This is a genomic window from Gottfriedia solisilvae, from assembly GCF_002128405.1.
Classification (GTDB): domain Bacteria; phylum Bacillota; class Bacilli; order Bacillales; family Bacillaceae_G; genus Gottfriedia; species Gottfriedia solisilvae.
This window is the reverse complement of the sequence record NZ_NETJ01000004.1, coordinates 382,304-407,258: the sequence shown is the minus strand read 5'-3', so window position 1 is coordinate 407,258 and position 24,955 is coordinate 382,304. Positions and strand designations below refer to the sequence as shown.

General features: G+C 31.3%; 25 protein-coding genes. All 25 read left to right on the top strand.

What is annotated here, in order from left to right; genetic code table 11:
* The first annotated feature begins 68 nt into the window (after positions 1-68).
* The 25 genes from CAB05_RS15240 (at position 69) to CAB05_RS15125 (ending at position 24,891) form a co-directional block, all read left to right on the top strand.
* Positions 69-791: a YveK family protein gene (locus tag CAB05_RS15240; protein WP_158093293.1), complete on the top strand. Its 723-nt coding sequence runs from the start codon at positions 69-71 to the stop codon at positions 789-791.
* The gene (locus tag CAB05_RS15235) at positions 763-1,419 is read left to right on the top strand and encodes a CpsD/CapB family tyrosine-protein kinase (protein WP_217348568.1); all 657 of its coding nucleotides are present in this window, start codon (positions 763-765) and stop codon (positions 1,417-1,419) included. Before CAB05_RS15240 ends, CAB05_RS15235 begins: the two co-directional genes overlap by 29 nt.
* A 414-nt stretch (positions 1,420-1,833) precedes the next feature.
* Positions 1,834-3,660, top strand: a complete 1,827-nt coding sequence (locus CAB05_RS15230; RefSeq protein ID WP_088001292.1) for a polysaccharide biosynthesis protein — start codon at positions 1,834-1,836, stop codon at positions 3,658-3,660.
* A 20-nt stretch (positions 3,661-3,680) separates the two neighbouring features.
* Positions 3,681-4,565, top strand: a complete 885-nt coding sequence (gene galU, locus CAB05_RS15225; protein ID WP_088001290.1) for a UTP--glucose-1-phosphate uridylyltransferase GalU — start codon at positions 3,681-3,683, stop codon at positions 4,563-4,565.
* Between the two features lie 24 nt (positions 4,566-4,589).
* Positions 4,590-5,696, top strand: a complete 1,107-nt coding sequence (locus tag CAB05_RS15220; RefSeq protein ID WP_088001288.1) for a glycosyltransferase family 4 protein — start codon at positions 4,590-4,592, stop codon at positions 5,694-5,696.
* A 19-nt stretch (positions 5,697-5,715) separates the two neighbouring features.
* Entirely contained in the window at positions 5,716-6,939 is a 1,224-nt protein-coding gene (locus CAB05_RS15215; RefSeq protein WP_188483386.1) for an O-antigen ligase family protein, read from the top strand.
* Positions 6,940-7,026: 87 nt separating this feature from the next.
* A complete protein-coding gene (locus tag CAB05_RS15210; RefSeq protein WP_088001284.1) occupies positions 7,027-8,040 on the top strand; it encodes a glycosyltransferase family 2 protein in 1,014 nt (337 codons plus the stop codon).
* Complete coding sequence (locus CAB05_RS15205) at positions 8,037-9,038, top strand: glycosyltransferase family 2 protein (RefSeq protein WP_088001282.1); 1,002 nt, start codon at positions 8,037-8,039, stop codon at positions 9,036-9,038. Before CAB05_RS15210 ends, CAB05_RS15205 begins: the two co-directional genes overlap by 4 nt.
* Positions 9,038-10,147: a glycosyltransferase gene (locus tag CAB05_RS15200; protein ID WP_088001279.1), complete on the top strand. Its 1,110-nt coding sequence runs from the start codon at positions 9,038-9,040 to the stop codon at positions 10,145-10,147. The genes CAB05_RS15205 and CAB05_RS15200 overlap by 1 nt, the downstream gene beginning before the upstream one ends.
* Positions 10,148-10,184: 37 nt before the next feature.
* On the top strand, positions 10,185-11,192 hold the full coding sequence (locus tag CAB05_RS15195) for a glycosyltransferase family 2 protein (protein ID WP_088001277.1): 1,008 nt from the start codon (positions 10,185-10,187) through the stop codon (positions 11,190-11,192).
* Entirely contained in the window at positions 11,192-12,223 is a 1,032-nt protein-coding gene (locus CAB05_RS15190; RefSeq protein ID WP_088001275.1) for a glycosyltransferase family 2 protein, read from the top strand. Before CAB05_RS15195 ends, CAB05_RS15190 begins: the two co-directional genes overlap by 1 nt.
* A complete protein-coding gene (locus CAB05_RS15185) occupies positions 12,216-13,247 on the top strand; it encodes a glycosyltransferase family 2 protein (protein WP_088001273.1) in 1,032 nt (343 codons plus the stop codon). The genes CAB05_RS15190 and CAB05_RS15185 overlap by 8 nt, the downstream gene beginning before the upstream one ends.
* A gap of 81 nt (positions 13,248-13,328) precedes the next feature.
* Positions 13,329-14,129, top strand: a complete 801-nt coding sequence (gene rfbF, locus CAB05_RS15180) for a glucose-1-phosphate cytidylyltransferase (RefSeq protein ID WP_088001271.1) — start codon at positions 13,329-13,331, stop codon at positions 14,127-14,129.
* Positions 14,107-15,186 carry a CDP-glucose 4,6-dehydratase gene (gene rfbG, locus CAB05_RS15175; RefSeq protein ID WP_088001269.1) on the top strand — a complete coding sequence of 360 codons (1,080 nt, stop codon included), beginning with the start codon at positions 14,107-14,109 and terminating at the stop codon, positions 15,184-15,186. Before rfbF ends, rfbG begins: the two co-directional genes overlap by 23 nt.
* Before the next feature lie 5 nt (positions 15,187-15,191).
* Positions 15,192-16,103: an NAD-dependent epimerase/dehydratase family protein gene (locus CAB05_RS15170; RefSeq protein WP_088001267.1), complete on the top strand. Its 912-nt coding sequence runs from the start codon at positions 15,192-15,194 to the stop codon at positions 16,101-16,103.
* A 24-nt stretch (positions 16,104-16,127) separates the two neighbouring features.
* Positions 16,128-16,700 carry a dTDP-4-dehydrorhamnose 3,5-epimerase gene (rfbC, locus tag CAB05_RS15165; protein ID WP_088001265.1) on the top strand — a complete coding sequence of 191 codons (573 nt, stop codon included), beginning with the start codon at positions 16,128-16,130 and terminating at the stop codon, positions 16,698-16,700.
* Between the two features lie 158 nt (positions 16,701-16,858).
* Positions 16,859-17,929 carry a UDP-glucose 4-epimerase GalE gene (galE, locus tag CAB05_RS15160; protein ID WP_088001263.1) on the top strand — a complete coding sequence of 357 codons (1,071 nt, stop codon included), beginning with the start codon at positions 16,859-16,861 and terminating at the stop codon, positions 17,927-17,929.
* A 22-nt stretch (positions 17,930-17,951) separates the two neighbouring features.
* Complete coding sequence (locus tag CAB05_RS22195) at positions 17,952-18,101, top strand: YwzD family small protein (protein ID WP_158093291.1); 150 nt, start codon at positions 17,952-17,954, stop codon at positions 18,099-18,101.
* Positions 18,102-18,136: 35 nt separating this feature from the next.
* Positions 18,137-18,736: a sugar transferase gene (locus tag CAB05_RS15155; protein WP_088001261.1), complete on the top strand. Its 600-nt coding sequence runs from the start codon at positions 18,137-18,139 to the stop codon at positions 18,734-18,736.
* Position 18,737: 1 nt separating this feature from the next.
* Complete coding sequence (locus CAB05_RS15150; protein ID WP_088001259.1) at positions 18,738-19,382, top strand: acetyltransferase; 645 nt, start codon at positions 18,738-18,740, stop codon at positions 19,380-19,382.
* A gap of 54 nt (positions 19,383-19,436) precedes the next feature.
* Positions 19,437-20,567, top strand: a complete 1,131-nt coding sequence (locus tag CAB05_RS15145) for a DegT/DnrJ/EryC1/StrS family aminotransferase (RefSeq protein ID WP_088001726.1) — start codon at positions 19,437-19,439, stop codon at positions 20,565-20,567.
* Between the two features lie 22 nt (positions 20,568-20,589).
* Positions 20,590-20,931, top strand: a complete 342-nt coding sequence (locus tag CAB05_RS15140) for a helix-turn-helix domain-containing protein (protein ID WP_088001256.1) — start codon at positions 20,590-20,592, stop codon at positions 20,929-20,931.
* 40 nt (positions 20,932-20,971) lie between these two features.
* On the top strand, positions 20,972-22,744 hold the full coding sequence (locus CAB05_RS15135) for an ABC transporter ATP-binding protein (protein ID WP_088001254.1): 1,773 nt from the start codon (positions 20,972-20,974) through the stop codon (positions 22,742-22,744).
* Between the two features lie 32 nt (positions 22,745-22,776).
* The gene (locus CAB05_RS15130) at positions 22,777-23,973 is read left to right on the top strand and encodes a leucine-rich repeat domain-containing protein (RefSeq protein WP_088001252.1); all 1,197 of its coding nucleotides are present in this window, start codon (positions 22,777-22,779) and stop codon (positions 23,971-23,973) included.
* A gap of 189 nt (positions 23,974-24,162) precedes the next feature.
* The gene (locus tag CAB05_RS15125; protein WP_088001250.1) at positions 24,163-24,891 is read left to right on the top strand and encodes a 6-hydroxymethylpterin diphosphokinase MptE-like protein; all 729 of its coding nucleotides are present in this window, start codon (positions 24,163-24,165) and stop codon (positions 24,889-24,891) included.
* Positions 24,892-24,955 lie beyond the last annotated feature (64 nt).

Here is a 24,955-nt window from a genome sequence, read left to right as displayed (position 1 = left end):
ACAGACATTATTTTTTTATCTGTCTGTTCGTTAAAAAGAACAAAAATTTAAAAAAAGTGGTGGGAAATGTGGAGAATGAATTAAGTTTAAAAAAGATTTTAGAACTTATAAAAAAACGAATATGGCTCATAATTGTATTTTCTATCTTCTTTTCTACACTAGGTGGAGGATACAGTTTATTTTTTACCAAAACGCTATATGAGACATCTTCCAAATTAATAGTTAATGCTACCTCACCTGAAATGATGAATACACTTTTAGTCATGATAAAAGAACCGTCTTTATTGCAAAATGTCGTTGATGATCTTGATCTAAAAGTATCTGCAGAAGAGTTAAGTAAACAAATATTTCCTGAAAGTATTGGAGGTTCTTCTATTGTAAGAATTTCAGTAGTATATTCAGATCCTGAATTAGCAGTTGAAATTGCTAATTCTACAGCTAATGCTTTTGTGAATCAAATACCACAAATATTAGGATTTAAAGATACAAGGGTATTATCTGAAGGGCAGATTAATAGTAACCCCATAAATGATGATTTATTGAAAAATATACTTCTTGGATTATTAGTAGGTTTAATTGCAGGCGTTGGTTATGTTTTTTTACTAGACTTCCTAGACGATTCAGTTAGGTCAGAACAGGACGTTGAAGTCTTAATAGGAATTCCAGTTTTAGGAGTTATTTCTAAAATGAATAAAAAAAATACAACGCTTAAAAAGAGTGACATGTTAAGAGTAGAAACTAGGGAGGATTCTTATGCGAATAATGAACAGAAAGTCATCTCACTTAACTAACAAAGTAAACTTAGTAACAGCTAATAATAAAAGATCCAAAATTTCAGAGGAATATCGATCAATCCGTACAAATTTCCTTTCATTAATTAAGGATAAAGAAAGCCAAAGCCAAACATTTATAATAACTTCACCTAATCGAGGTGAGGGGAAAACGACTACAGTTGCAAACTTTGCTATTTCTTTAGCACAACTAGGAAAAAAAGTGCTTTTAATTGATGCAAATTTAAGAAAGGCAACTTTGCATTTTTCATTTAAGGTAAGCAATTATGTGGGATTAAGTAGCGTATTGTTAGGTAAAACATTGTTTGAGGATGCCATTATCGAAACTGAAATACAAGGTTTGAACTTGTTAACTAGTGGTCCGGATACTTATAATCCGGCGGATTTACTCGGATCAACATTAATGAGGACATTAATCGAGGCCGCGTCTGAAAAATACGATGTGGTATTGATTGATTCTCCTTCAGTTCTAGAATTCACAGATTCTAAAATTATAGCTAGTCATTGTGATGGACTAATATTAGTCATTCAATGGGGAAAAACCAAAAGCAATGATGTTATTCTTGCACAAAAAATCATATCTGATAGTACTAAATTAGTAGGAGTAATCTTAAATGATAGAAAGTAAAATGTTGATTGAAAAAAATAGTGGAAAATTATAACGTTTTGTTCTTAATTAAGAATTTAATGTCAGTCATTAATAAGTATTTGGTGATGTCTTCTTACCATTATCAATGAAGGCACTCGGTTATGCTGTGGGTTGAAATAAACCTTAGACGCAAGTCGTCGGAAGTGTGATGTGAGGGCAGGTTAGATGCCTATTTTTATTTAAAATCTTTAACTATATTGTTTTTTATAAGACAGCATAGTTAAGGACTTTAATTTTTCAATAAGTCTTTAGTGGACCTACTGGGAGTTAAGGTTTCTAATATTTAATAAAGTGGTGAGCGATTTATAGAATAAAACTTTAAAAAAGTTAATTAAAAATATGCTTAAAGATTCAAAAATTTTAAAAGTGAGCGAGTAGAAAGGAAGGAGATTTATGACATTCAGGCAGAGAGTTTCTTTTATTATTTGTTTGGATTCTTTTATTGTTTTAACATCCATTTACTTTAGTCGATTTTTAGTAAACGCAACGATCGATATTATAACTGCTCCGATAGTCATTAGCTCCATTACATTATTATTAAGCCATCATTTATTTTCTTTTTTATTTAAGCTATATAAAAAGGCGTGGGAATATGCAAGTATCGGAGAACTTATCATTATATTAAAATCTATTACTTATTCAATTGTTTGCACAGCTATAGTACAGGAAATTACGATTTCTGACACATACTATCGTTTACTTACCGTTACATGGTTTTTACATATTTTGTTAATAGGTGGAGCACGATTATGTTGGAGAATATATAGAGACGCATCTCATAATAAAGGTTTAAACAAAAAGCCAACACTTATTATTGGTGCTGGTGCTGCAGGTACTATGGTAGTTAGACAATTACTAAACAATATTGACTCAGAGCTTCTCCCTGTTGCATTTATTGATGATAATGTAAAAAAGCAAAATCTCCATATTTTAGGGATTCCAGTTGTAGGTGGAGTCGAACGAGTCGAATCAACAGTTAAAAAATTAAATATTGAAAACATAATTATAGCAATTCCTTCACTTCGTAAAAAAGAGTTAAATATGATTTTGCAGGAATGTACGAAGACAAAGGCTAAAACAAAAATTCTTCCAATGTTAGAGGATCTTGTGACCGGAAAAGTATCAGTAAACCAATTTAGAGAAGTACAAGTTGATGATTTATTAGGTCGTGAAGCGATTGAATTAGATATTGAAATGATATCAGATTCAATTACAAATAAAGTCGTGTTAGTAACTGGTGCAGGTGGATCAATTGGCTCAGAGATATGTCGCCAAGTATCAAAATTTAACCCAAAAACTTTAGTTTTACTAGGTCATGGTGAAAACAGTATCTATACAATTGAAATGGACCTTAAAGAACAGTATGGAAACAGTCTGATTGAATTTGTTACTGAAATTGCTGATTTACAAGATGAGATGAAAATGAGATTAGTTATGGAGAAATATCGACCAAATGTAATATATCATACTGCCGCCCATAAACACGTACCATTAATGGAGCGTAATCCTGAAGAAGCTGTTAAAAATAACTTAATTGGAACTGTAAATGTTGCAAATGCAGCTAAATTATCTGGTGTTGAAACGTTTGTAATGATTTCAACTGATAAAGCGGTAAATCCAACAAGTGTCATGGGAGCAACAAAGAGATTGGCAGAAATGATGATTCAGGATATGAATAAAAATAGTAGTACAAAATTCGTTGCTGTTCGTTTTGGCAACGTATTAGGAAGTCGTGGTAGTGTGATTCCACTTTTCAAAAAACAAATTGAAAAAGGTGGTCCTGTAACTGTAACCCATCCTGATATGGTGAGATATTTTATGACAATTCCAGAAGCGTCAAGATTAGTTATCCAGGCTGGGGCATTAGCTAGAGGAGGAGAAATCTTTATTTTAGATATGGGTGAGCCAGTCAAAATCGTAGAGCTTGCCAAAAATTTAATTAAGCTTTCTGGTAACTCAGTTGAAGAGGTCGGAATCGAGTTTACTGGAATTCGTCCAGGAGAGAAACTATTTGAAGAACTGTTAAATAAAGATGAAGTACATGAAAAGCAAGTATATCCAAAAATTTATATTGGAAAAACGGCAAATCTATTAGTTGAGGAAATAAATGAATTAATTTTAACTTACGCGACTGAAGATAAAGAAGTACTAAAGAATCGACTGCTAAACATTGCGAATAATCGAGTGGAATCTCGTAAACTAATTTCAATTTCTAGTTAATGATAAAGGAGGAATTGTTCATGAAAGTAAAAAAGGCCATCATTCCAGCAGCAGGGTTAGGAACTAGATTCCTTCCGGCAACAAAAGCAATGCCAAAAGAAATGTTACCAATTGTAGACAAACCGACGATTCAATATATTATCGAAGAAGCAATTGAATCAGGGATAGAGGATATTATTATTGTGACGGGAAAAGGGAAAAGAGCAATTGAAGACCATTTTGATCATTCGTTTGAGCTAGAACAAAATCTGTTTGATAATGGAAAATTTGATTTATTAACAGAAGTTCAAAAGTCGTCTCAAATGGTTGATATTCATTATATCCGTCAGAAAGAACCTAAGGGATTGGGTCATGCGATATGGTGTGCACGTAAGTTTATAGGCGATGAGCCATTTGCGGTTTTATTAGGCGATGATATTGTTCAAGCTGAAAAACCTTGTTTAAAGCAATTGATTGAACAATATGACCAATATAACTCGTCAATTATCGGTGTCAAAACGGTCCCAAACGAAGATGTTTCTAGATATGGAATCGTGGATGGAAATCTAGTTAGCGATGGTTTATATAAGGTTAGTAATCTAGTAGAAAAACCAAAAAAAGAGGAAGCACCATCAAATCTTGCAATTATGGGTCGCTATATCCTTAATCCAAGAATTTTTGAAATACTAACTAATCAGAAACCTGGAGCTGGGGGAGAGATACAACTTACCGATGCCATTAAAGGGCTGAACCAATATGAAGATGTTTATGCATACGACTTCGAAGGTACCAGATATGATGTAGGAGAAAAAATTGGATTTATTAAAACGGTAACAGAATTTGCACTACAGCGTGAAGAACTAAAAGGTGATTTATTGAAATATTTAACTGACTTAGTGGAAAAAAACAAAGTAAGTATATTTTAATATTTAGCAAAGCTGGTGAATATTATGAAAAAAATACTATATATAACGACTCTAAGCAGAACGATAAACGCTTTTTTAGTTCCACATATAGAAAAACTTATTAAAGAGGGGAATATTGTAGACTGTGCCTGTTCAGAAGATGTAACAGTTGATAAGAATCTTACTGACAAGGGTGTTAATATTTTTGATATCCCGTTTACAAGGAACCCATTACATCCTATAAACATTAAAGCCTTTAAAGAACTGTTAAGAATACAGGCAGAGAATAATTATGACATTGTTCATGTTCATACCCCTATAGCATCATTATATGGAAGGCTTTTGAAAGTGAAATTTCCTAAACTAAAAACGATCTATACGGTGCATGGATTTCACTTTTATAAAGGAGCACCAATTGTAAACTGGGGTATCTATTATCCAATCGAAAAGATTATGGCTAATTTTACTGATACGATTATTACAATGAACTCTGAAGATTATGAGAGAGCTAGAAAGTTTAAGGTAAAGAACACTCAAAAGATAAATGGTGTTGGTGTGGATTTAAACAAATATAATCTTGAATTATTCGATAAGAATGAGGCAAGAAAAAAACTGAATTTAGCAAAAGATGATTTTGTTGTTCTCATGATTGCTGAAGTAAATCAAAATAAAAATCACAAGCAGATGGTTAATGCTCTCGATATTCTTAAAAAGAGAGGAATAAATGTCAAGGTGATTTGTGCCGGTGATGGGCCATTAATGGAGGATTTAAAGAAAGATATTACAAATAGAAAGTTAAATGAAAATATAAGGTTCCTAGGTAATAGAAGAGATATAAATGAACTGATAATTGCTTGTGACATCGGAATACTAACTTCTTTTCGAGAAGGTTTACCAAGAAATATTATGGAATTAATGGCTTGTGAAAAGCCAGTTATAGGTACAAATATACGTGGGATAAGAGATCTTATAAATGATAGTTTTAATGGATATTTAGTGAATGTTAACGATTCAACTGAAACTGCTAAAAAAATAGAAATTCTTTTTAAAAACAGAGAGCTATTAGAAAGTATGGGAAGTAACGCCTATAAATTTATTAAAGATTATGATGTTGATAATGTGATAGAAAGTCTAGTCGAAGTTTATGTATAAAGTAAAATATAATTCGTATATGGAAAATAAATTAATACTACAGAAGGATATTACATTTAATTTTCAAAATATATTAATCTTGGTAATGTTACTGTTTTTTGGTTTTACTTCACTAAGATTTGGTATGTTTGGAGTTGGTGAAATTATCTTACTGTTTTTTTGCATTCTTCAGCTAAATAGCCAACAAACTATACTCCTATCAATACGTAATCACATGTTCACTCTATTTTGGTTCTATTACATAAGTATAATTATGATAGGCTATAGTTTTAATACTTTTTTTAAAATTAAATCACAATTAATACATTTTGATCTTATGGCGTATATCGTGATCTTATTTTTATGTTTTACTTTTGAATTAGCCTTTAAAGGGAGTAGTTTTTCTTATTTATATAGGTTAATACGGTTTATTTATTTTGGTGGTTTATTTGCAGTAGGGTTCTTGTATTTCCTTTACTTATGCGGCCTGAGAAATTTTTCTGTTTTCTCTTTAGCATATGGAGGAGCGGATATATTTTCTCCATTTGCCAATGACTATCATCAGTTTGCCTATTTTGTAGCTCCTTTACCATTTATTGGACTGTTTATATTTGGAAAAGAAAGAAGAAAAATAGTTAAATTTCTTTCTCTCCTCTGTATTTTGTTATGTATAAAAATTGGGCTAGCCACTACATCCTCCACTTTGGTTTCATCATGGGCAATTTCAGCCTTTTTATTTTGCACTTTGAAGGTTTTAGAATTTTTGAATAAATTAAACAGATCAAGGAGTATCATTCTAGCTTTCTTTTGTCTAATTCTTATTATTTTTATTTTCAATTACGAAAGTATTTTGACTTTAATAAGTAATTTTTTTAAAGGTGATTCGAACGGAGAAAATAGGCTAGTAATTTGGAGTAACGCTATAAAAGCATGGGGATATTCGCCAATCGTAGGGTTAGGACCTGGTTCATTTAGTGGAACTAAAGTATTTTTCGGCTACGAAGCTCATAATACTTTTCTTCAAATTTTAACTCAGGGAGGCATTTTGGGAGGTATCGCATATATACTATTAATTTCAAAATTAACTAAGTCCACTTCTGTAAATGTTTATATATTATGTGCTGTCATTGCACTGGTTATATACGGATTAGGAATAAATGATTTAAGAAGAACGGTTTTGTGGTTTTATTATATTTTATTTTACTTTCTTAACCTCAAGGGCGAAGAAGAAAAAAGTGAAAGAGCCACTGTTAATATCAGATAAAGCCAGTTAAGAAGTCAATAAATTAAGCTAGAAAATGGTTTTAGACTGATCTATTTCTTGAGTTTGAAAAACAAAGGAGAAAATTGAATGCATGTTCCATTTCTTTCAATAGTAATCCCGGTATACAATGCTGAACATACAATTAGCCGTGCGATAAAAAGTATTACCTCTCAAGAATTTGATAATCTTGAAATTATTATTGTTAATGATGGTTCAACTGATCAAAGCTTTCAAATTTGTAAGGAACTTTCATTAAATAATCAAATGATAAGACTATTCCATAGAGAAAATTCTGGTGTGAGCACCGCAAGAAATTATGGTATTGAACAGGCTAGAGGAAAGTATATTACATTCCTAGATGCAGATGATTATTACAGTGAAAACTTTTTTAAAATAATTACATCTGAAATAGAAGAGAATACTCAATTGCTTTTATATGGATATAACATAGTTCGCAACGGAGTACTCATGGTTAGTAGACTTCCTTTAAAAGAAAATGTTCAGTTTAGAAATAAATATGAATTTAGGGAAACTGCAGTGTCTCTTATTAGTAATGAAATGATAAACGCTCCATGGAATAAGATTTACCTAACAAGTTATATAAAAAATAACAATTTTAAATTTCCAACTGATATAGATATAGGTGAGGATTTAAGCTTTAATTTATTAGTCATAAAGGGGATAAAATTTGTAAAAGTATGTAATCAAACTTTGGTAAATTACACGGTGAAAAAAGGAGAAGGTCTAGTATCTCGGTTTAGACCTAATCGATTAGAAATACGCATTTCACTTTTAGATCAAATAAAAGGAACGTTAGATTGCTGGAATATATTATCTGAAAATCAATCTATGTTGGATCGATTGATTGTAAGAGATTTTATGGCAAGTTTTATTGATCTATACAAAAAAACTTGTAAGTTCTCAAATAAAGAAAAATTGACTTTTATTAAAAATGTTTTGATAAGAGAAGATAATAAATTGAAGAAATGCAGCACTCCAGATTTAAGTACTTATATTTTGAAAGTATTATTAAGAACAAAAAATAGTGTGATCATTTTATTCTTTGCGAAACTATTGAGTTTGAAAAGAGGGTTTAGATGAAAATAAGTTTAATAATAGCAGCATATAATGTTGAAAACTATATAGAAAAATGTCTAGAATCTATTATTTCACAAACACACAAAGATTTAGAAATAGTGGTAGTCAATGATGGTTCAACAGATAATACTCTTAAATTAATCAAAAACTTTTCTGAAATTGACAATAGAATTATTATAATTGATAAGCCCAATGGCGGACTAAGTTCGGCTAGAAATGCAGGGTTAGACATAGTAACGGGTGATTATATTGGATTTATTGATGGTGATGATTATATTAAAGAGGAAATGTATGAAAAGTTACATGAATTATGCAATGTATCACAATGTGATATAGCAGTGTGTGGATACATTAGAAAATATTCAAATAGAGAAGTTTTATCAAATACAAAAAAAATAATTCATTATTCTTCTCAACAGGCATTAGAGGAATTGATCGCTAGCAAGAACCTACATGATTATGCATGGGATAAAATATATAAAAAAGAATTGTTTGAAGACATTAGATATCCTATCGGAAAGATGTATGAAGATGTATTTACGACTTATAAGTTGTTCTTTAAGGCTAATAAAGTTGTATATATCGATGAACCTTTATATTATTATATTCAGCGTGATGGTAGTATTTTAAGAAAGGGATTTAGCGAAAAACAGTTTGATCAACTTGAAGCACTAGAAGAAATTAAAAAGTTTTTAAAAGAAAAACAACTAACAATTTACAATGAAATATTAGAAACAAGAATTTTAAATGTAAAATGTAGGATGTTATTCGATATCAGCGCTGGAAATGCATTAAATAAAACATCACTTCACACGAGTACTGCTACAGTTCTAGCTAAAAGTATTCAAAAAAAATCAATTCATAAATTACTGAACCAAAGAATTTCATTGCTAAGTAAAATAATCATAATTTTATCACTACCTGGTAATTGGTTAGTTCGCCTGACCATGGGTTTTTATCCAGTTAAAAACCTAATTGAAAGAAGGGTAGGATTAAAGTAATGAAAAAGAAGGTATTATTTGTACTTGATCGTATGGTAATGGGTGGTGTTGAAGTACTCTTACTCGATATATTAAATAGTCTAGATACAAAAAAATACAGTGTAACCGTAATGACTTTATTTGACGGTGGAGAGCTTAAACATGAGTTACCTAAGACGGTAAAGCATGTTTTTTTATTTGCAAAACAATATAAAGGTATTTATAGAGTTTTACGATTCATTAGTCCAAGTCTCATTTATAACAAATTGATTCGTGAGGAGTATGACATCGAAATCTCGTTTAAAACAGGAATGCCTGAAAAAATTGTAGCAGCCTCCCGTAATCCTCAGTCAAAAAAAATAGCATGGATTCATGGTGATATGGAATATCAGAATTTTGGAATAGAGAGCCATATAACCGCATTTAAACAAAGAGAATGCTATAACAAATATGACCGTATCATTACTGTATCTGATAAATGTAAAAAGGCATTTTTAAATGTAACGAAAACAGAAACGCCCGTTGAAAAAATCTATAATGCAATTAAGTCTGAAAAAATAGTTATGAAGTTGAAAGAAGATCCAGATATATCTATGGATAAAAGTATGATAAACCTGATAACAATTGCTCGATTGCATGAGGATAAAGGAATTGATAGATTAATAAGAGCATTTGCTGAGGGTTATAAAATTAATAATAAGATACGATTGCATATTATTGGTCATGGACCTGAAGAAGATAAGCTTAAAAAACTTGTAAAAGAGCTAAATGTAAATGATGTAGTCTATTTTCTTGGAAAACAATTGAACCCATATGTTTATTTAAGAGAGGCAAGCATTTATATACACTCTGCTATTAGTGAACCTTTTGGCATCGTTTTACTTGAAGCACTATATTTAGGTCTTCCAGTAGTATCGACTAAATGTGGTGGACCAGAAGAAATATTGGATAATGGAAACTATGGATTACTAACCGAAAATTCCCAAGAAGGCTTAAATAAAATATTAATAAGAATTGCACAGGATCATGAACAACTCTTAAAGTTTAGCAAAATATCAAAATTACGGGCGAATGATTTCGGTATGGATGTCATGATGGAACGGGTTCTTAGTTTAATAGATGAAGTATAGAATCTTCATCTAAAAATATTATTAAGGGAAGAAAGCTATGAAATATAATATTTTAGTAACTGTAATTATCCCTATTTACAATGCTGAAAAGTACTTATCAAGATGTATTGAAAGTATTCTAAACCAATCACTCACTTCGTTTGAGGTCATTCTTATAAACGATGGCTCAACTGATAACAGTGCTGAAATTTGTAATGCTTATGCTGCTAAAGATAAAAGATTAAGAGTATTACATTTAGATAATCATGGACCAGGTTATGCGCGCAATATCGGCCTGCAAAATGCAAAAGGGAAATATATTCAGTTTACTGATAGTGATGATACTTTGCCTGTTAACTTTTTAGAAGCAATGCTATATCGGATTGAAGATGAAAATGCTGATTTGGTCGTTTGTGGTATTAAAAATGTAAAAAATAATAATACGATAAACGAACTTACAGTTAAAGAAGAATTGGATGATCCTAAAAAAATGTATATCGAGTTGTTTGTTAATTTGCTAGAAAAAGGTCTGGCTTATTCACCATGCAACAAATTATATCGAAACGATATTATTAAAAGTAACAATATTAGTTTCGGCACGGAGTTTAACATAGGTGAAGATGCAATATTTAACCTATCATATATAAAACAATCAAAAAGGATTTCTTTTGAGGAAAGTGTATTTTATGAATACCATCAAAACGATGGAAGCCTCATTCATAGCTATTTTCAAAAAAAGTTTGAAATACAAACTTTACTATATGAAAACCTAAAAAAACTAGTTAATGAAGTGTCGAATACCAATTCGATTGAAAGCATGTATCTTTATTATCAATATGAATTTGCCTTTGTGTTCATCAATTATTACTTGCCGGATTGCCCAATGAGTTCATTAGATAGAAAAAAAATGGTCAGTAAAATTATACAAAATGAATTAGTACAAGAAGTTTACGAAATACCTAATCGTCGTAGTAATTTACAAAAAATAATAAGAATACTAGTTCGTTTTAAAAGTGTAACTATAATGGATGTATTTTTAAGAACATTTAGAAGGAGATATTTATAATGCAATTTATAAATAAACCCCTAATAACTATTGTTATTCCTGTTTATAATGCTGAGAAATACCTTAAACGATGTGTAGATTCTATTTTAAACCAAAGTTTCAAGGACCTGGAATTAATTCTTGTAAATGATGGTTCGACCGATAGTAGCGGTGAAATTTGTGACTTTTACAGTGAGTATGATAAACGCGTTCAAGTTCACCATTTGTTAAATGGAGGACCTTCACGTGCTCGTAACCACGGTTTGAATCATGCAGTCGGAAAATACATAACGTTTATTGATGCAGATGATTATATTAACAATTATTTTTCAGATGCTGCAAATAAAGTTAGTATAAATGATTATGACTTAATCGTAGTGCCTTTTAACGTTGTAAATACTGAACTAGAACCACTACAACATAACCAATATAAAGAAAAATCATTCCTGAAGAATGAAAAAAAGGATGATTTTTTGAGGGGAATTTGGTTAGGTGAGCCCTTGTTTGGTAGCTGCGGAAATAAATGGTTTAAAAATACGGTTATCCAGAAATATAATTTTAGTTTTAATAATGATTTTTATATCGCCGAAGATTACTTATTTAATTTGCATTTTTATCGTGAATGCCAATCTGCAGTTTTAGTTGATTTTCCGTATTATAATTACGTCCAATATGAAAATAGTTTAACTTCTAGAATCTTTTATAATCGATTTGAAATTGCTAAAACGGTCTATGTAGAGTCATTAAAACTAATAAAATCTTTAAATATAAACGATTCTTATTCTCGGAATTTTGTAGAGGAATCTTATCTTAGTGGTGTTTTAAGAGCTATGTTTGAGGTAGCAAAGAAAGGAAATAAACTAACACTAAAAGATAAAATTATGGAGTTAAAGCGATATATATCTGATAAGGATGTTCGTAAGTTATTAAGAAACAATAATAGATATAAATTCAATCGCTTGGCTTTTTACTGTTTAAAATATCAGTGGCCAATTGTATATTATACAGTTTTTAAACTTAGATACTTATTGAAAGGTTGGTTGTATGAATAGTCCAAAGATTAGTCTAATTGTCACAATCTATCAAGTGGAACAGTATCTAGAGCGATGTATTCAGTCGGTTCTTAATCAAACTTTTAAAGATTTTGAATTAATCTTAGTTGATAATGGATCTACTGATGGTTCTACTGAAATTTGCGAAAATTACAAGGAAAAAGATGAGAGGATTAAATTTATCCAAAAAAGTCATGGATCGATTGCATCTGGACGAAATGTTGGATTAAAGAATGCCACAGGACAGTTTATCCAGTTTATGGATGCTGATGACTTAATAGCTCCTAACATGTTACAGAAAATGTATTCAAATTACATTCAAAGTAATTCAGATTTAATAACATGTGGATATCAAAAAATGTATTTAAATGAAAAAGATGAAGAGTACTTTGTTAAATGTGAAGTTGAAGATCAAACGTATAGCAAAACAGACTTTTTATTAGTTTGTGCAAAGTATTGTCAAAACTTTATGCTTTATTTTGTTTGGAATAAATTTTATCGAGCTGATGTGATAAGAAATAAGGGTATTTGGTTTGATGAAAGTATTACAAGAAGTGAAGATGTTCTTTTTAATTTAGAATATATAAAACACGCGAATAGTTTTAGTTTTATAAAGGAACCACTTTATATCTATAACCGTTCGAATGTTAACTCAATAACTAAGGGCTTTGAAATGAAAGATGTTGAAATGCAGAATATAACCTATGGGCGATTTCGCGATTACTTATATGAACAAAGGGTATATCATAGTAACGAGCAATATTTAGAACACCAATATGCAGTTACAATGTTTTCGCTAGTTGCCCAAGCTTATATGACTAGTAAGGATGTACCGAAAAAAGTTAGAAGGGCTTATTTAAAAAGTATCTTAGATAATCAATGGACACAAAAAGCATTGAGATATTTCTCTTATAGTGGACTTTTAACAAATTTAATTAAATATAAAATATATAAATCGATCAATACAACAGATTCTATTTTTAGAGTCTATTTTTATTTAAAGAGAGGTAAGTTTGTTGACTAACCTTTCTTTTTTTATCTAAATTGTGATCTCATTTGAAAGAAACCCTAACATTTCATAGATGTTAAGAATGGAGGAACTAGCATGAAAGTTGTTATTTTAGCGGGTGGTTTTGGAACTAGAATTAGTGAAGAAAGTCATTTAAAGCCTAAACCAATGATTGAAATAGGAGGAAAGCCTATTCTTTGGCATATTATGAAATACTATTCTTCATTTGGCTATAATGATTTCATCGTTTGCTGTGGTTATAAACAGTATGTAATAAAAGAGTTTTTTGCTGATTATTACCTACATATGTCTGATGTAACGTTTGACTTTACTGCTGAAAATAAAATGATTATTCATAATAATAATACTGAACCATGGAAAGTTACTCTAGTGGACACTGGGCTTAATACAATGACAGGCGGTCGTATTAAAAGAGTTAAAGAATATATTGGAAATGAGCCTTTTATGCTTACTTATGGTGATGGAGTAGCAAATGTTGATATTCAAGGATTAGTCCAATTCCATAAATCTAGTGGGAAAATGGCTACAATTACTGCGATACAACCAGGTGGTCGCTTTGGGATGCTTGATATTGATCAAGAAGAACAGATTAATAAATTCAAAGAAAAATCGAAAGAAGATGGTGGTTGGATTAACGGAGGATTTATGGTGTTGAATCCTGAGGTTATAGATTATATTGATGGAGATTCCACGGTTTTCGAAAACGAACCTTTAGAGACTTTAGCCATCATAGGAGAATTAAAGGCTTATAGACATTATGGTTTTTGGCAGTGTATGGATACGTTACGTGATAAAGAACTTTTAGAACGTTTGTGGGAAAATGGGAAAGCCCCGTGGAAAGTGTGGGATATTTATGCTGGATTTTTACAAAGGTAAAAAAGTATTTGTTACCGGTCATACAGGTTTTAAAGGAACATGGCTATGTAAAATGCTTATTAATGCAGGGGCAGAAGTAACGGGTTATTCCTTAAAACCACCAACTGATCCGAATTTATTTTCACTTAGTGGAATAGAGAGCCAAATGAATTCAATAATAGGTGATGTAAGAAATTTACAATTACTAAAGCAGACGTTCCTTGAAGCAGAACCAGAGATAGCTATTCATCTTGCTGCACAACCCATTGTAAGAGATTCTTATAGCGATCCTCATCTAACTTATGAGACAAATGTGATGGGTACAGTAAACTTTCTTGAATGTATAAGGGAAAGCACAACTGTAAAATCCGTATTAAACGTAACAACAGATAAAGTTTATCAGAACAATGAATGGGATTGGGGATACAGAGAAATAGATGTATTGAACGGATATGATCCTTATTCTAATAGTAAATCTTGTTCTGAAATAATAACACAATGCTATAAAAACTCTTTCTTTCTAAATACAGATGTTTCAATATCGACTGCCAGGGCAGGTAATGTAATTGGAGGAGGAGACTTCGCAAATGATCGCATAATTCCTGATTGTATAAGGGCAGCAACGAATAAAGAATATATCATTTTAAGAAATCCCTTATCTATCAGACCATATCAACATGTTTTAGAGCCACTTAATGCTTATTTACTAATCTGCGAAAAGCAGTTTCAAAACAAAAATTACGAAGACTACTATAATGTTGGGCCTAATGAAAATGACTGTGTTACAACCGAGAGATTAACAGAGTTATTTTGTGAAATTTGGGGTGAGGGTTTATTTTGGGTAAATCAGTCCGATAGTGGGGTACATGAAGCCAATTTCTTAAAGTTGGATTGCTCCAAAATAAAAAATACATTTAGATGGGAACCGAGATGGAATATAGAAAAAGCAATTGAGAAGACGATTGAATGGACAAGAGCATACCTTAGTAAAGGTAATATAGCTCTTACGATGGAAGAGCAAATAGAAGAGTTTATGACACATAATAAGCGCAATTATATAAAAATTAAGAATAGGTGACTCATATGAAAAAAGCAATCGTTACAGGGGCAAATGGTTATATAGGAACATGGCTTATTAAAGAATTACTAAAAAATAATGTAGAAGTTATTGCTATAGTAAGAAACAGAGATTCAAAGATTGATACTCTTCCAGAAAACGTAAAAATTCTATATGTTGAGCTAAATTCTATTGAAACTTTAGTAGATTTAGTACGTGATAGAGATATTGACGTTTTTTACCACTTAGCTTGGGATGGCACAAATGGTAGTGATCGAGCTGATTATCAGTTACAGTTGTTAAATGCCCAATATGCTTGTGATAGTGCTGTAGTTGCCAAAAAATTAAATTGTAAAAAATTCATATGTACAGGAACAATAACAGAAGAAATAGCAAAGAATATATTAAATCTCGATATAAATGCAATGAATTCTATTTATGGTGTTGCTAAACATACTACGCACTGTTTATTAGAAGTTTTATGTAAAAATCTAGATTTACCATTTGTTTGGGCAAGGTTGTCAAATATATATGGTGGCAATAACCTTACGGGTAATATCATAAGTTACACTCTCAAAGAACTACAACAAGGTAACAAGCCTTCTTTCTCTAAGGCCGAGCAGCCATACGATTTAATGTACATTAAAGATGCAGCCAAAGCTTTATACCTTATAGGTAAGGAAAATACAAATGAATCTTGTTATTTTATCGGAAGCGGCTCTCCTCGTATTTTGAAAGAGTATCTTCTAACTATTAAAGACATTTATGGTAGTAATGCTGAAATTGGTCTAGGAGAAAGGCCTGAAGATGGTCTGGAGTATGATATGGAATGGTTCGATACAACCAGTTTAAAAAGAGATACTGGATTTACAATTAAAAATACTTTTGAACAAAATATCCAGGAAACTATTAATGCTTTGCAGGAAGTAAAAATATAAACAAATTTGAAGGGGGTTAATTTAATGATTCAACAGTTTCAATTTGAGGAGTTAGATTTAAAAGGTGCATATATAATTAAGCCCTTTGTAGCAAAAGATGAAAGAGGCGACTTTATTAAAGATTATTCCGAAGAAGTGTTTAAAGAAAACGGACTTGACCATGAGTTAAAAGAAGTATTTTATACTAGCTCAGAAAAGGGAGTAATAAGAGCTATACATTTTCAAAGAGTAAAGGAACAAGCTAAATTAGTTCGTTGCTTAACAGGGAAAATATTTGATGTAATTGTCGATTTAAGAAAAACCTCGCCAACTTTTGGAAAGTGGAGAGGTTTTTATCTTTCTGGAGATCGAAAAGAATCTCTATATGTCCCTGAACATTTTGGGCACGGGTATTTGGTCATTGAACCATCAATTGTTTCTTATAAGTGTTCAGAAAAATTTTATGGAGACTTAGACGATGGAATCATGTGGAATGACCCAGATTTACGAATTAGTTGGCCATTGGACTTGGTAGATAATAAAATTATTCTTTCTGAAAAGGATAAGAATCTTCAGAGTCTTGGAGAGTTTATTGGGAAAATTACTACGTCTATTTAAAGTCTATATTAGATGGAGCCTTAAATTTTGCTAATTGAAAATAATATTTATAAAAATGCACCTTAATTAGATAACTAAGTGAGATGCATTTTTATATATGATTAATATTTTATTTATTTCATAGTAATAAACTGTTGAAACCTAAAGGGGACGGAATAATGAAAATTTTAATAACAGGTGGATCAGGCTATATCGGTAGTCATACTTGTGTAGAGCTGTTAAATGCAGGTTATGAAATAGTGGTGGTAGATAATTTTTTAAATAGTAAAGCAGAATCTATGAATCGCGTTCGAAGAATTACTGGTAAGGATTTTAAATATTATGAAGCAGATTTATTAAATAAAGATGCTTTAGATGTTATTTTTTCTGAAAATAATATTAGTGCTGTTATTCATTTTGCTGGGCTTAAAGCAGTTGGAGAATCTAATAATTTCCCTCTTAAGTATTATCAAAATAATGTAACTGGCACAATTAACCTCTGTGAAATAATGAAAAAATATGGAGTAAAGAAACTTGTATTTAGCTCATCAGCTACGGTATATGGATCAACTAATCAGGTTCCAATTAAAGAAGAAACAATTTTAGGAGCTGAGAATCCATATGGTCGCACGAAACTGATGATTGAGGAGATCTTAAGAGACTTATATCATTCAGATCAGTCTTGGAGTATTGCTTTATTACGATATTTTAATCCGATTGGAGCCCATGAAAGTGGTCTTATTGGAGAAGATCCAAAAGGAATTCCAAATAATCTTATGCCGTATATTGCACAGGTGGCAGTGGGGAGGTTATCGAGTTTAAGTGTATATGGAAACGATTATCCTACGTTAGACGGAACAGGAATAAGAGATTATATACATGTGGTTGACTTGGCGATTGGTCATCTCAGAGCTTTAGAGAAAGTGCAGTGTATTCATGGTATAAATGCTTATAATCTCGGTACAGGGATTGGATATAGTGTGTTAGAGATGGTAAAAGCATTTGAAAAAGCTTCTGGTATAAGTATTCCATATGTAATGAAGGATCGCCGTCCAGGTGACGTGGCAATATGTTTTGCTGATGTTACAAAAGCAAGGATTCAACTCGGTTGGAAAGCTAGTAGAGGAATTGAAGCAATGTGTAGAGATATATGGAGATGGCAAAAGAATAATCCTAACGGATATAACGAAGAGTTGGAAATTCAACATAGTGATAAACAACCGGTTCTAACTAAAGCAGCGGATTTTTAATTTTTTTAAGTGAGGGGTAACATTGGAATCGATTAATTTAACCCAAAAGCAGTTTCAAGAATTACTTGAAGATTTTTATAAAAAAGGAAATGAGCAGAGTGAGATAAAAACTAAAGAGTTTTTAAACGATATGATTAAGTATATACAAACAACTTGTTCTACTAACAGGTAAATACTAAATAGACTAAAAATAGGGGTAAAGTTCATATGAAACGAGTAATAGATTTATTCATTTCTCTGACTCTCTTAATATTGTTTTCTCCAATTTTAGTTGTAGTATCCTTATTGGTGAGATTCAAAATGGGGGCACCAGTACTTTTTACTCAACAGCGACCTGGATTGCATGGAGAGTCATTTTATCTATACAAATTTCGTACAATGAAAAATTTACAAGATGAACATGGAAATCAACTTTCAGATGATTTACGCTTAACCAAATTTGGAGAATTTCTAAGGAAATATAGTGTAGATGAATTTCCTCAACTGGTTAACGTAGTAAAAGGCGAGATGAGTTTAGTAGGTCCTAGACCATTCTTAATGGAATATTTACCTTTGTATACGAAAGAACAAATGGCTCGTCATAATGTGAAGCCAGGAATCACTGGTTGGGCTCAAGTAAATGGTAGAAATGCACTTACATGGGAGGAGAAATTTAAAATGGACGTATGGTATGCAGAAAATCATAATCTACTTTTAGATTTAAAAATCCTTACGATGACTGCTAAAAAAGTTTTAAGGAAAGAAGGAATATCGCACCAGGGCCAAGTAACAATGGAAAAATTCACGGGATCTAATGAAGTGATGTAAGATGAGAATAATTATTTTAGGTAATGGTGGACATAGCAAGGTCATCCAAGATATGATTTCTTCTTTAAAAAACCATGAAATTTTAGCAGTTTTAGATGAAAAGTATACAGATGAAAAACAAGAAAATGGAATCATCTATGCGCCTATCTCTTACTTGCAAAAATTTTTAGATGATGATGTCAAAGTTGTAATTGCTGTGGGTGATAATAAGATAAGAAAACAAATCGTTTATACAATCAATTTAAAAAATGAAAAATATGTTACTGTAGTGCATCCATCGGCAATTGTAAGCTCATCATCCAAAATTGGAAATGGAACAGTTGTAATGCCAAATGCAATCATAAATGCAGATGCGACAATTGGTGAGCACTGTATTATTAATACTGGAGCGATTATAGAGCATGACAATAATATTGGTCATTATACTCATCTCTCACCAAATACGACATTAACGGGTAATGTTTTAGTAGAAGAAGGAGCCCATATCGGCGCTTCGGCGACAATCATACCTGGAATAAAGGTTGGAAATTGGTCGATTGTTGGGGCAGGTTCAACGGTCATTCATCATATTCCTTCATATAGTACAGCGGTCGGGAGTCCTGCAAGAATTATAAAAAATATAGATTTGGGTATAGAAATCTCCTAAAAAGGTGGTCATATTAAAGTGTCTTTATCAAGAATCTATTTATCTCCGCCACATATGAGTGGTAACGAACAAAAGTATATACAAGATGCGTTTGATACAAATTGGGTTGCTCCTTTAGGGCCTAATGTAGATGAATTTGAGAAAGAAATTATAAACTATTTGGGAGCCAGTGAAGCCATTGCCGTCAGTTCAGGAACGGCTGCTATTCATTTGGCTCTTTCTTTATTAGGAGTTTCAAAAGGTGATAAAGTATTTTGCTCAAGTCTTACTTTCGTAGCAAGTGCTAATCCTATTATTTACCAGGGTGCAGAACCGGTTTTCATTGATTCAGAACCAGAAACATGGAACATGTCCCCACAAGCACTTGAAAGAGCATTAAGGGAAGCTTACTTAGAAAGAAATTTACCAAAAGCTGTCATAGTTGTGAACCTTTATGGTCAAGTAGCAAAGATGGATGAGATCGTATCTTTGTGTACTGAATATGGTGTTCCAATGATTGAGGATGCAGCTGAATCATTGGGCTCTACATATAAAGGAAGACCAAGTGGTACATTTGGTGAATTTGGTATCTTTTCTTTTAATGGTAATAAAATTATTACGACTTCTGGTGGAGGAGCGCTTATATCTGAAAATGCAGAGGCTATAAAAAGAGCTAGATTTTTAGCAACCCAAGCTAGAGATCCTGCTCAACATTATCAGCATAGTGTAACAGGTTATAATTACCGATTGAGCAATATATTAGCTGGCATTGGAAGAGCTCAATTGCAAGTTTTAGAAGAGCGAGTAGAAGCAAGAAGAAAAATATTCAAACGTTATTATCAAGAATTAGTACATTTACCAGGTGTTACATTTATGCCTGAGTTAGAGAATACACGTAGTAATCGGTGGCTAACTACTTTAACGATAAATAAAGGGCAGTCAGGAGTTTCTGCAAAAGAACTGATTGAAATGTTTAATAAAAATAATATTGAAGCTCGACATGTGTGGAAACCGCTTCATCTTCAACCTATCTTTCTAAATACCCGTTATTATTCCCATTCGAAAGGCGAGCATGTTGCTGAGCAGTTGTTTGAAACAGGGATCTGTCTTCCTTCCGGTTCTAATCTATTGGAAGACGAACAAAACAAAGTCATTAGTTGTCTTAAACATACAATACAAAGTATGAGTAAACAAGGCGTTGAGTGACGGAAAGAATGAGGTATAGAAAATGATTGGAAAAAACATTTATGAGATTCGTAAAAAAAAGGGACTTACACTGACCGAACTCGCTGAACAAGCCAATATCTCCAAGTCTTACTTGAGCAACATTGAACGTGAAATAAATCATAATCCTTCAATACAAGTAATGGGGAAAATATCCAAGGTTCTAGGAGTAGATTTGAAAAACTTGTTAGCCAATAAACCCGAAAATCCAATTATTCCAGAAAGCGATTGGCTTGATTTAGTAAAGGAACTAAAAGAATCAGGAATTGAAATTGAAAAACTACATGAATATAGGTCAGTTTTTGAATTTATAAAATGGCAAAATAATGAACATAAAAGAGAATAAAAAGACCAGAGCGGACATTTAGAAGGAAAAGGTGAATAAAATGATTGATAATACGAAAAAAGTACTTTTGTTATTTAACAAAGGAGAAAAGAAAAAATTATTACTCATATTTTTTATGATGATCGTTTCCGCGCTTTTTGAAACTTTTGGTATAGGGGTCATTGTTCCTTTTGTAGGGATAGTAACAAATCCATCTATGATAACTGAACAAGCTAGTATCAATTATTTATACAAATTCTTCAATTTTCAATCTACAACTACTTTTATGATTTTTGCAGTAATCGCTTTACTTTTTATTTTTATTGTTAAAAATCTCTATATTCTCCTCTTTCTATATGTGCAAAATAGGATCGTTCTCAATCAACAAGTTAAACTATCAAAAAGACTATTTGAAACATATTTATCAAAACCCTATTCCTTTCATCTACAAAGAAATACAGCAGATCTACTTCGAAATGTAAACATAGAAGTACCGAATTTGTTTCAAGGAATTATTATGTCAGCATTTATGTTAATAACAGAAATATTAGTAATTGCTTGCATAATGGGTTTGTTGTTATATACGACATCTATATCAACAATTATAGCTTCAGGCCTTTTAGGAGGAAGCGTATTCCTATTTTTTAAAATTTTTCGTAAAAAAATTAATAAATTAGCAAAACAGCAACAAGTTGTTGATGGAATGATGATTAAATGGGTCAATCAAGGACTTGGTGCGAGCAAGGAAGTTAAGGTCACTGGTAAAGAAAGTTATTTTGTTAGTGCCTACACTAGTAAGAGTCAAATAAACGCAAATATTAAGCGATATAGAATGATGCTAGAACAATCTCCAAGGCTTTTTATCGAAACAATACTAGTAATGATCGTACTCATAATGGTATTAGTCATTATTTTTCAAGGGAAAAATACAGCCAATATAGTATCTACAATGGCATTATTTGGAATGGCAGCATTTCGCCTGATGCCATCAATTAATCGTGTAATGAATATGATAACAGCTATCCGTTTTAGTAAGCCTGCATTAACAGTTGTTTACGAGGATTTGTTTACAAATAATGAAACTTATTCAAGTAGAGGGACAATAGAACCGGCTGTAAATAAGAGTGATATTGGGAAGTTTACGGATTCAATAAAGTTAAATGAAATCTCTTTTCGTTATCCAAATCAAAAAGAGTATTCTTTAAAGGATATTTCTTTAACAATACCAATCGGTCAATCAGTAGCATTCATTGGAGAGTCAGGTGCTGGGAAGACTACATTGGTTGATATGATACTTGGACTATTTCAACCAGAAAAAGGTAGTATTTTAGTAGATGGTGAAAATATAAGTGAAATTAAATCTATATGGCAACAAAAAATAGGATATATCCCCCAATCTATTTTTCTAACAGATGATTCGATAAGAGAAAACGTTGCATTTGGAGTACCGAAGGATCAGATTGACGATCATGCAGTGTGGAATGCTTTAGAACAAGCTCAGTTAAAAGACTTTATAGAAGGCCAACCAAATCAGTTAGACACAACGGTAGGAGAACGGGGAATTAGACTTTCTGGAGGTCAACGTCAACGGATTGGAATTGCTAGGGCTTTATATCATAATCCTGAAATTATTTTTATGGATGAAGCTACATCAGCTCTAGATAATGAAACTGAAAAGGACATTATGAGTGCAATTGATGATTTGAAAGGTGAAAAGACTTTAATCATTATAGCTCACAGATTAAGTACGATTAAAAATTGCGATAAGGTATTCAAAATTAATAAAGGTAGATTAGTATCTGTTGAGGATAAATTAGGAATGCCTGCAATCTAAAGAATTAAAATAAATGAATAGTGAGGAATCAAATGAGAGTACTAATTGAAGAATATCTTAGGGAGCGTATTTCAACATATTATAAAGGGAAGTTTTGGAAAAGGTTAATCAAAGATATAAAAAATAAAAATTCTAATATACACATAAAAAGTGAAGACAAACACATTCCATATATTAATAAACCTGGTATAGCATTTTCATTTGATGATAGCTTTAGAATAAATGATTGGTACAAATATGGAAAAGATTTATTTGGATTTTACGATGTAAAGGTTACCTTTAATATAAATGCTTTTCATCACTTTGAAGGACAGAGGGAACATACCCAAAAAGAAATAGATATGTTGATTGATTTACAGTCAAAAGGTCATGAAATCGCACATCATGGATTCAAACATGAGAATGCTGTTAATTACTCAAATGAGTTCGGATTAAATAACTGGGTAGAACATGAAATTAAACCTTTATTTAAATGGATAGAAAATCAAAGCCATTCTAAAACAAAAGAAAAATTCAAAAAACCCGTTACTTATTCTTTCCCTTATGTTAGTTACACTGAAAGCCACATTTTAGAATTGGTTTCTAAATATTTTAAAGTTGTGAGAGGTGGATTTAGCGATAGAAATAATCTAGTCGGATTTAATCATACAGGTTATGCACCTTCTATTGGTATTGATGAAATTGTATTAAGTGATGTAGATTACGTAAAAAAAATATTGAGAATCGCTAAAGAATTAGGTACGAATGTAATCTTTATGTGCCATTCTATTTTACCTGATGAGGTAGATTGGAATGATTTTGGTTGGGAAGAACAGTCTTTGGAAAGTGGTAAATATAGAATCTCGCCTAAAACGATTCAAGACATAATTGATGAGGCAAAAAATATCGATTTAGAATTTTATACAACATCTGAAATTGCTGGGGTGGCTACATTTATTGATCGTAATATGGAAAGTTCGATTAGAGAAATAATCTCGAATCCACTTGAACAATGGATATCTATTTCAGAACTAAGTAAAATAACAGAATTAGACTTAAGTGGGAAAAACATTTCAAATTTAGATGGCATACAATATTTTTTGAATCTAGAAAAACTCAACTTAAGTAATAATAATATTACAGATTTTAGACTTTTAGAAAAGCTTCCAAAGTTAAAAAAGATAGATCTTAGTAATAACTTAGAAAGTAAAAATGAAACATTCTATCATTCTAAAAAGATTGCAGAATGAGAAAGAATTTTCACTAAAAAGGTAGAATTTTTTATTTAAAAGAGGTGATAAATAGTGACATTAATCAATACTTTAAGCAAGAATAAATTCACATACTTTTTTATTTACCATATTAGTAGAACAAAATCTAATATTCGATTTCACTTGATCCCAAGGATTTATTTCAACATAAAAAAGTTCTGTCGAGTGATGAATATTAATAAAAGCAGCCAATATGAAAAAATGAAATTATTTAAAAATACACATAAAGGCCAGAGATGCTTTATTGTTGCTACAGGGCCGAGTTTAACAATTGATGATCTTGAAAAATTAAAAAATGAAACAACCATTAGTATGAATTCAATCTGTTTATCTTTTGATGAAACAGATTGGAGACCCACCTATTATGGTATACAAGATGTAAAGGTCTTTAATTTACTAGAAAATTCAATTGAAAAGTATGATTTAAAAAATAAATTTATTAGTGACTCGATTTCAAAAGAAAAGAATATTTTAGATGGTTATTTTGTATTCCCATTAAATTATTTAAACCATAATACTTTTCATAAAAATTATCGTACAAAATTTAGTAATGATTCATATTCAGTGGTCTATGATGGTTATTCAATTACGTATTCAATGATTCAGTTAGCAGTTTATATGGGATTTAGTGAAATTTATTTAGTGGGTGTTGACTGTAATTACTCAATTAATAGTGCACAGCATTTTAAAGATTATGGATTAATAGAACAATCTTCTGAAGCTGTAAAAAGAATGATTAGTGCTTTTAAGGAAGCAAAGAAATTTTCAGAACGGAGTCAAATCAAAATTTATAATGCCACAAGAGGCGGGATGCTCGAAGTATTTGAGAGAGTAAATCTTGACGAAGTATTATCAACAAATAAAGAGTTAGAAGAATTAAGAGAAAAAACTATATAAGTTATTAAAATAAAAGGGCAGTTACAGCAAATTTATGCAATTTATAAGATTGTTTTAAAGTCTG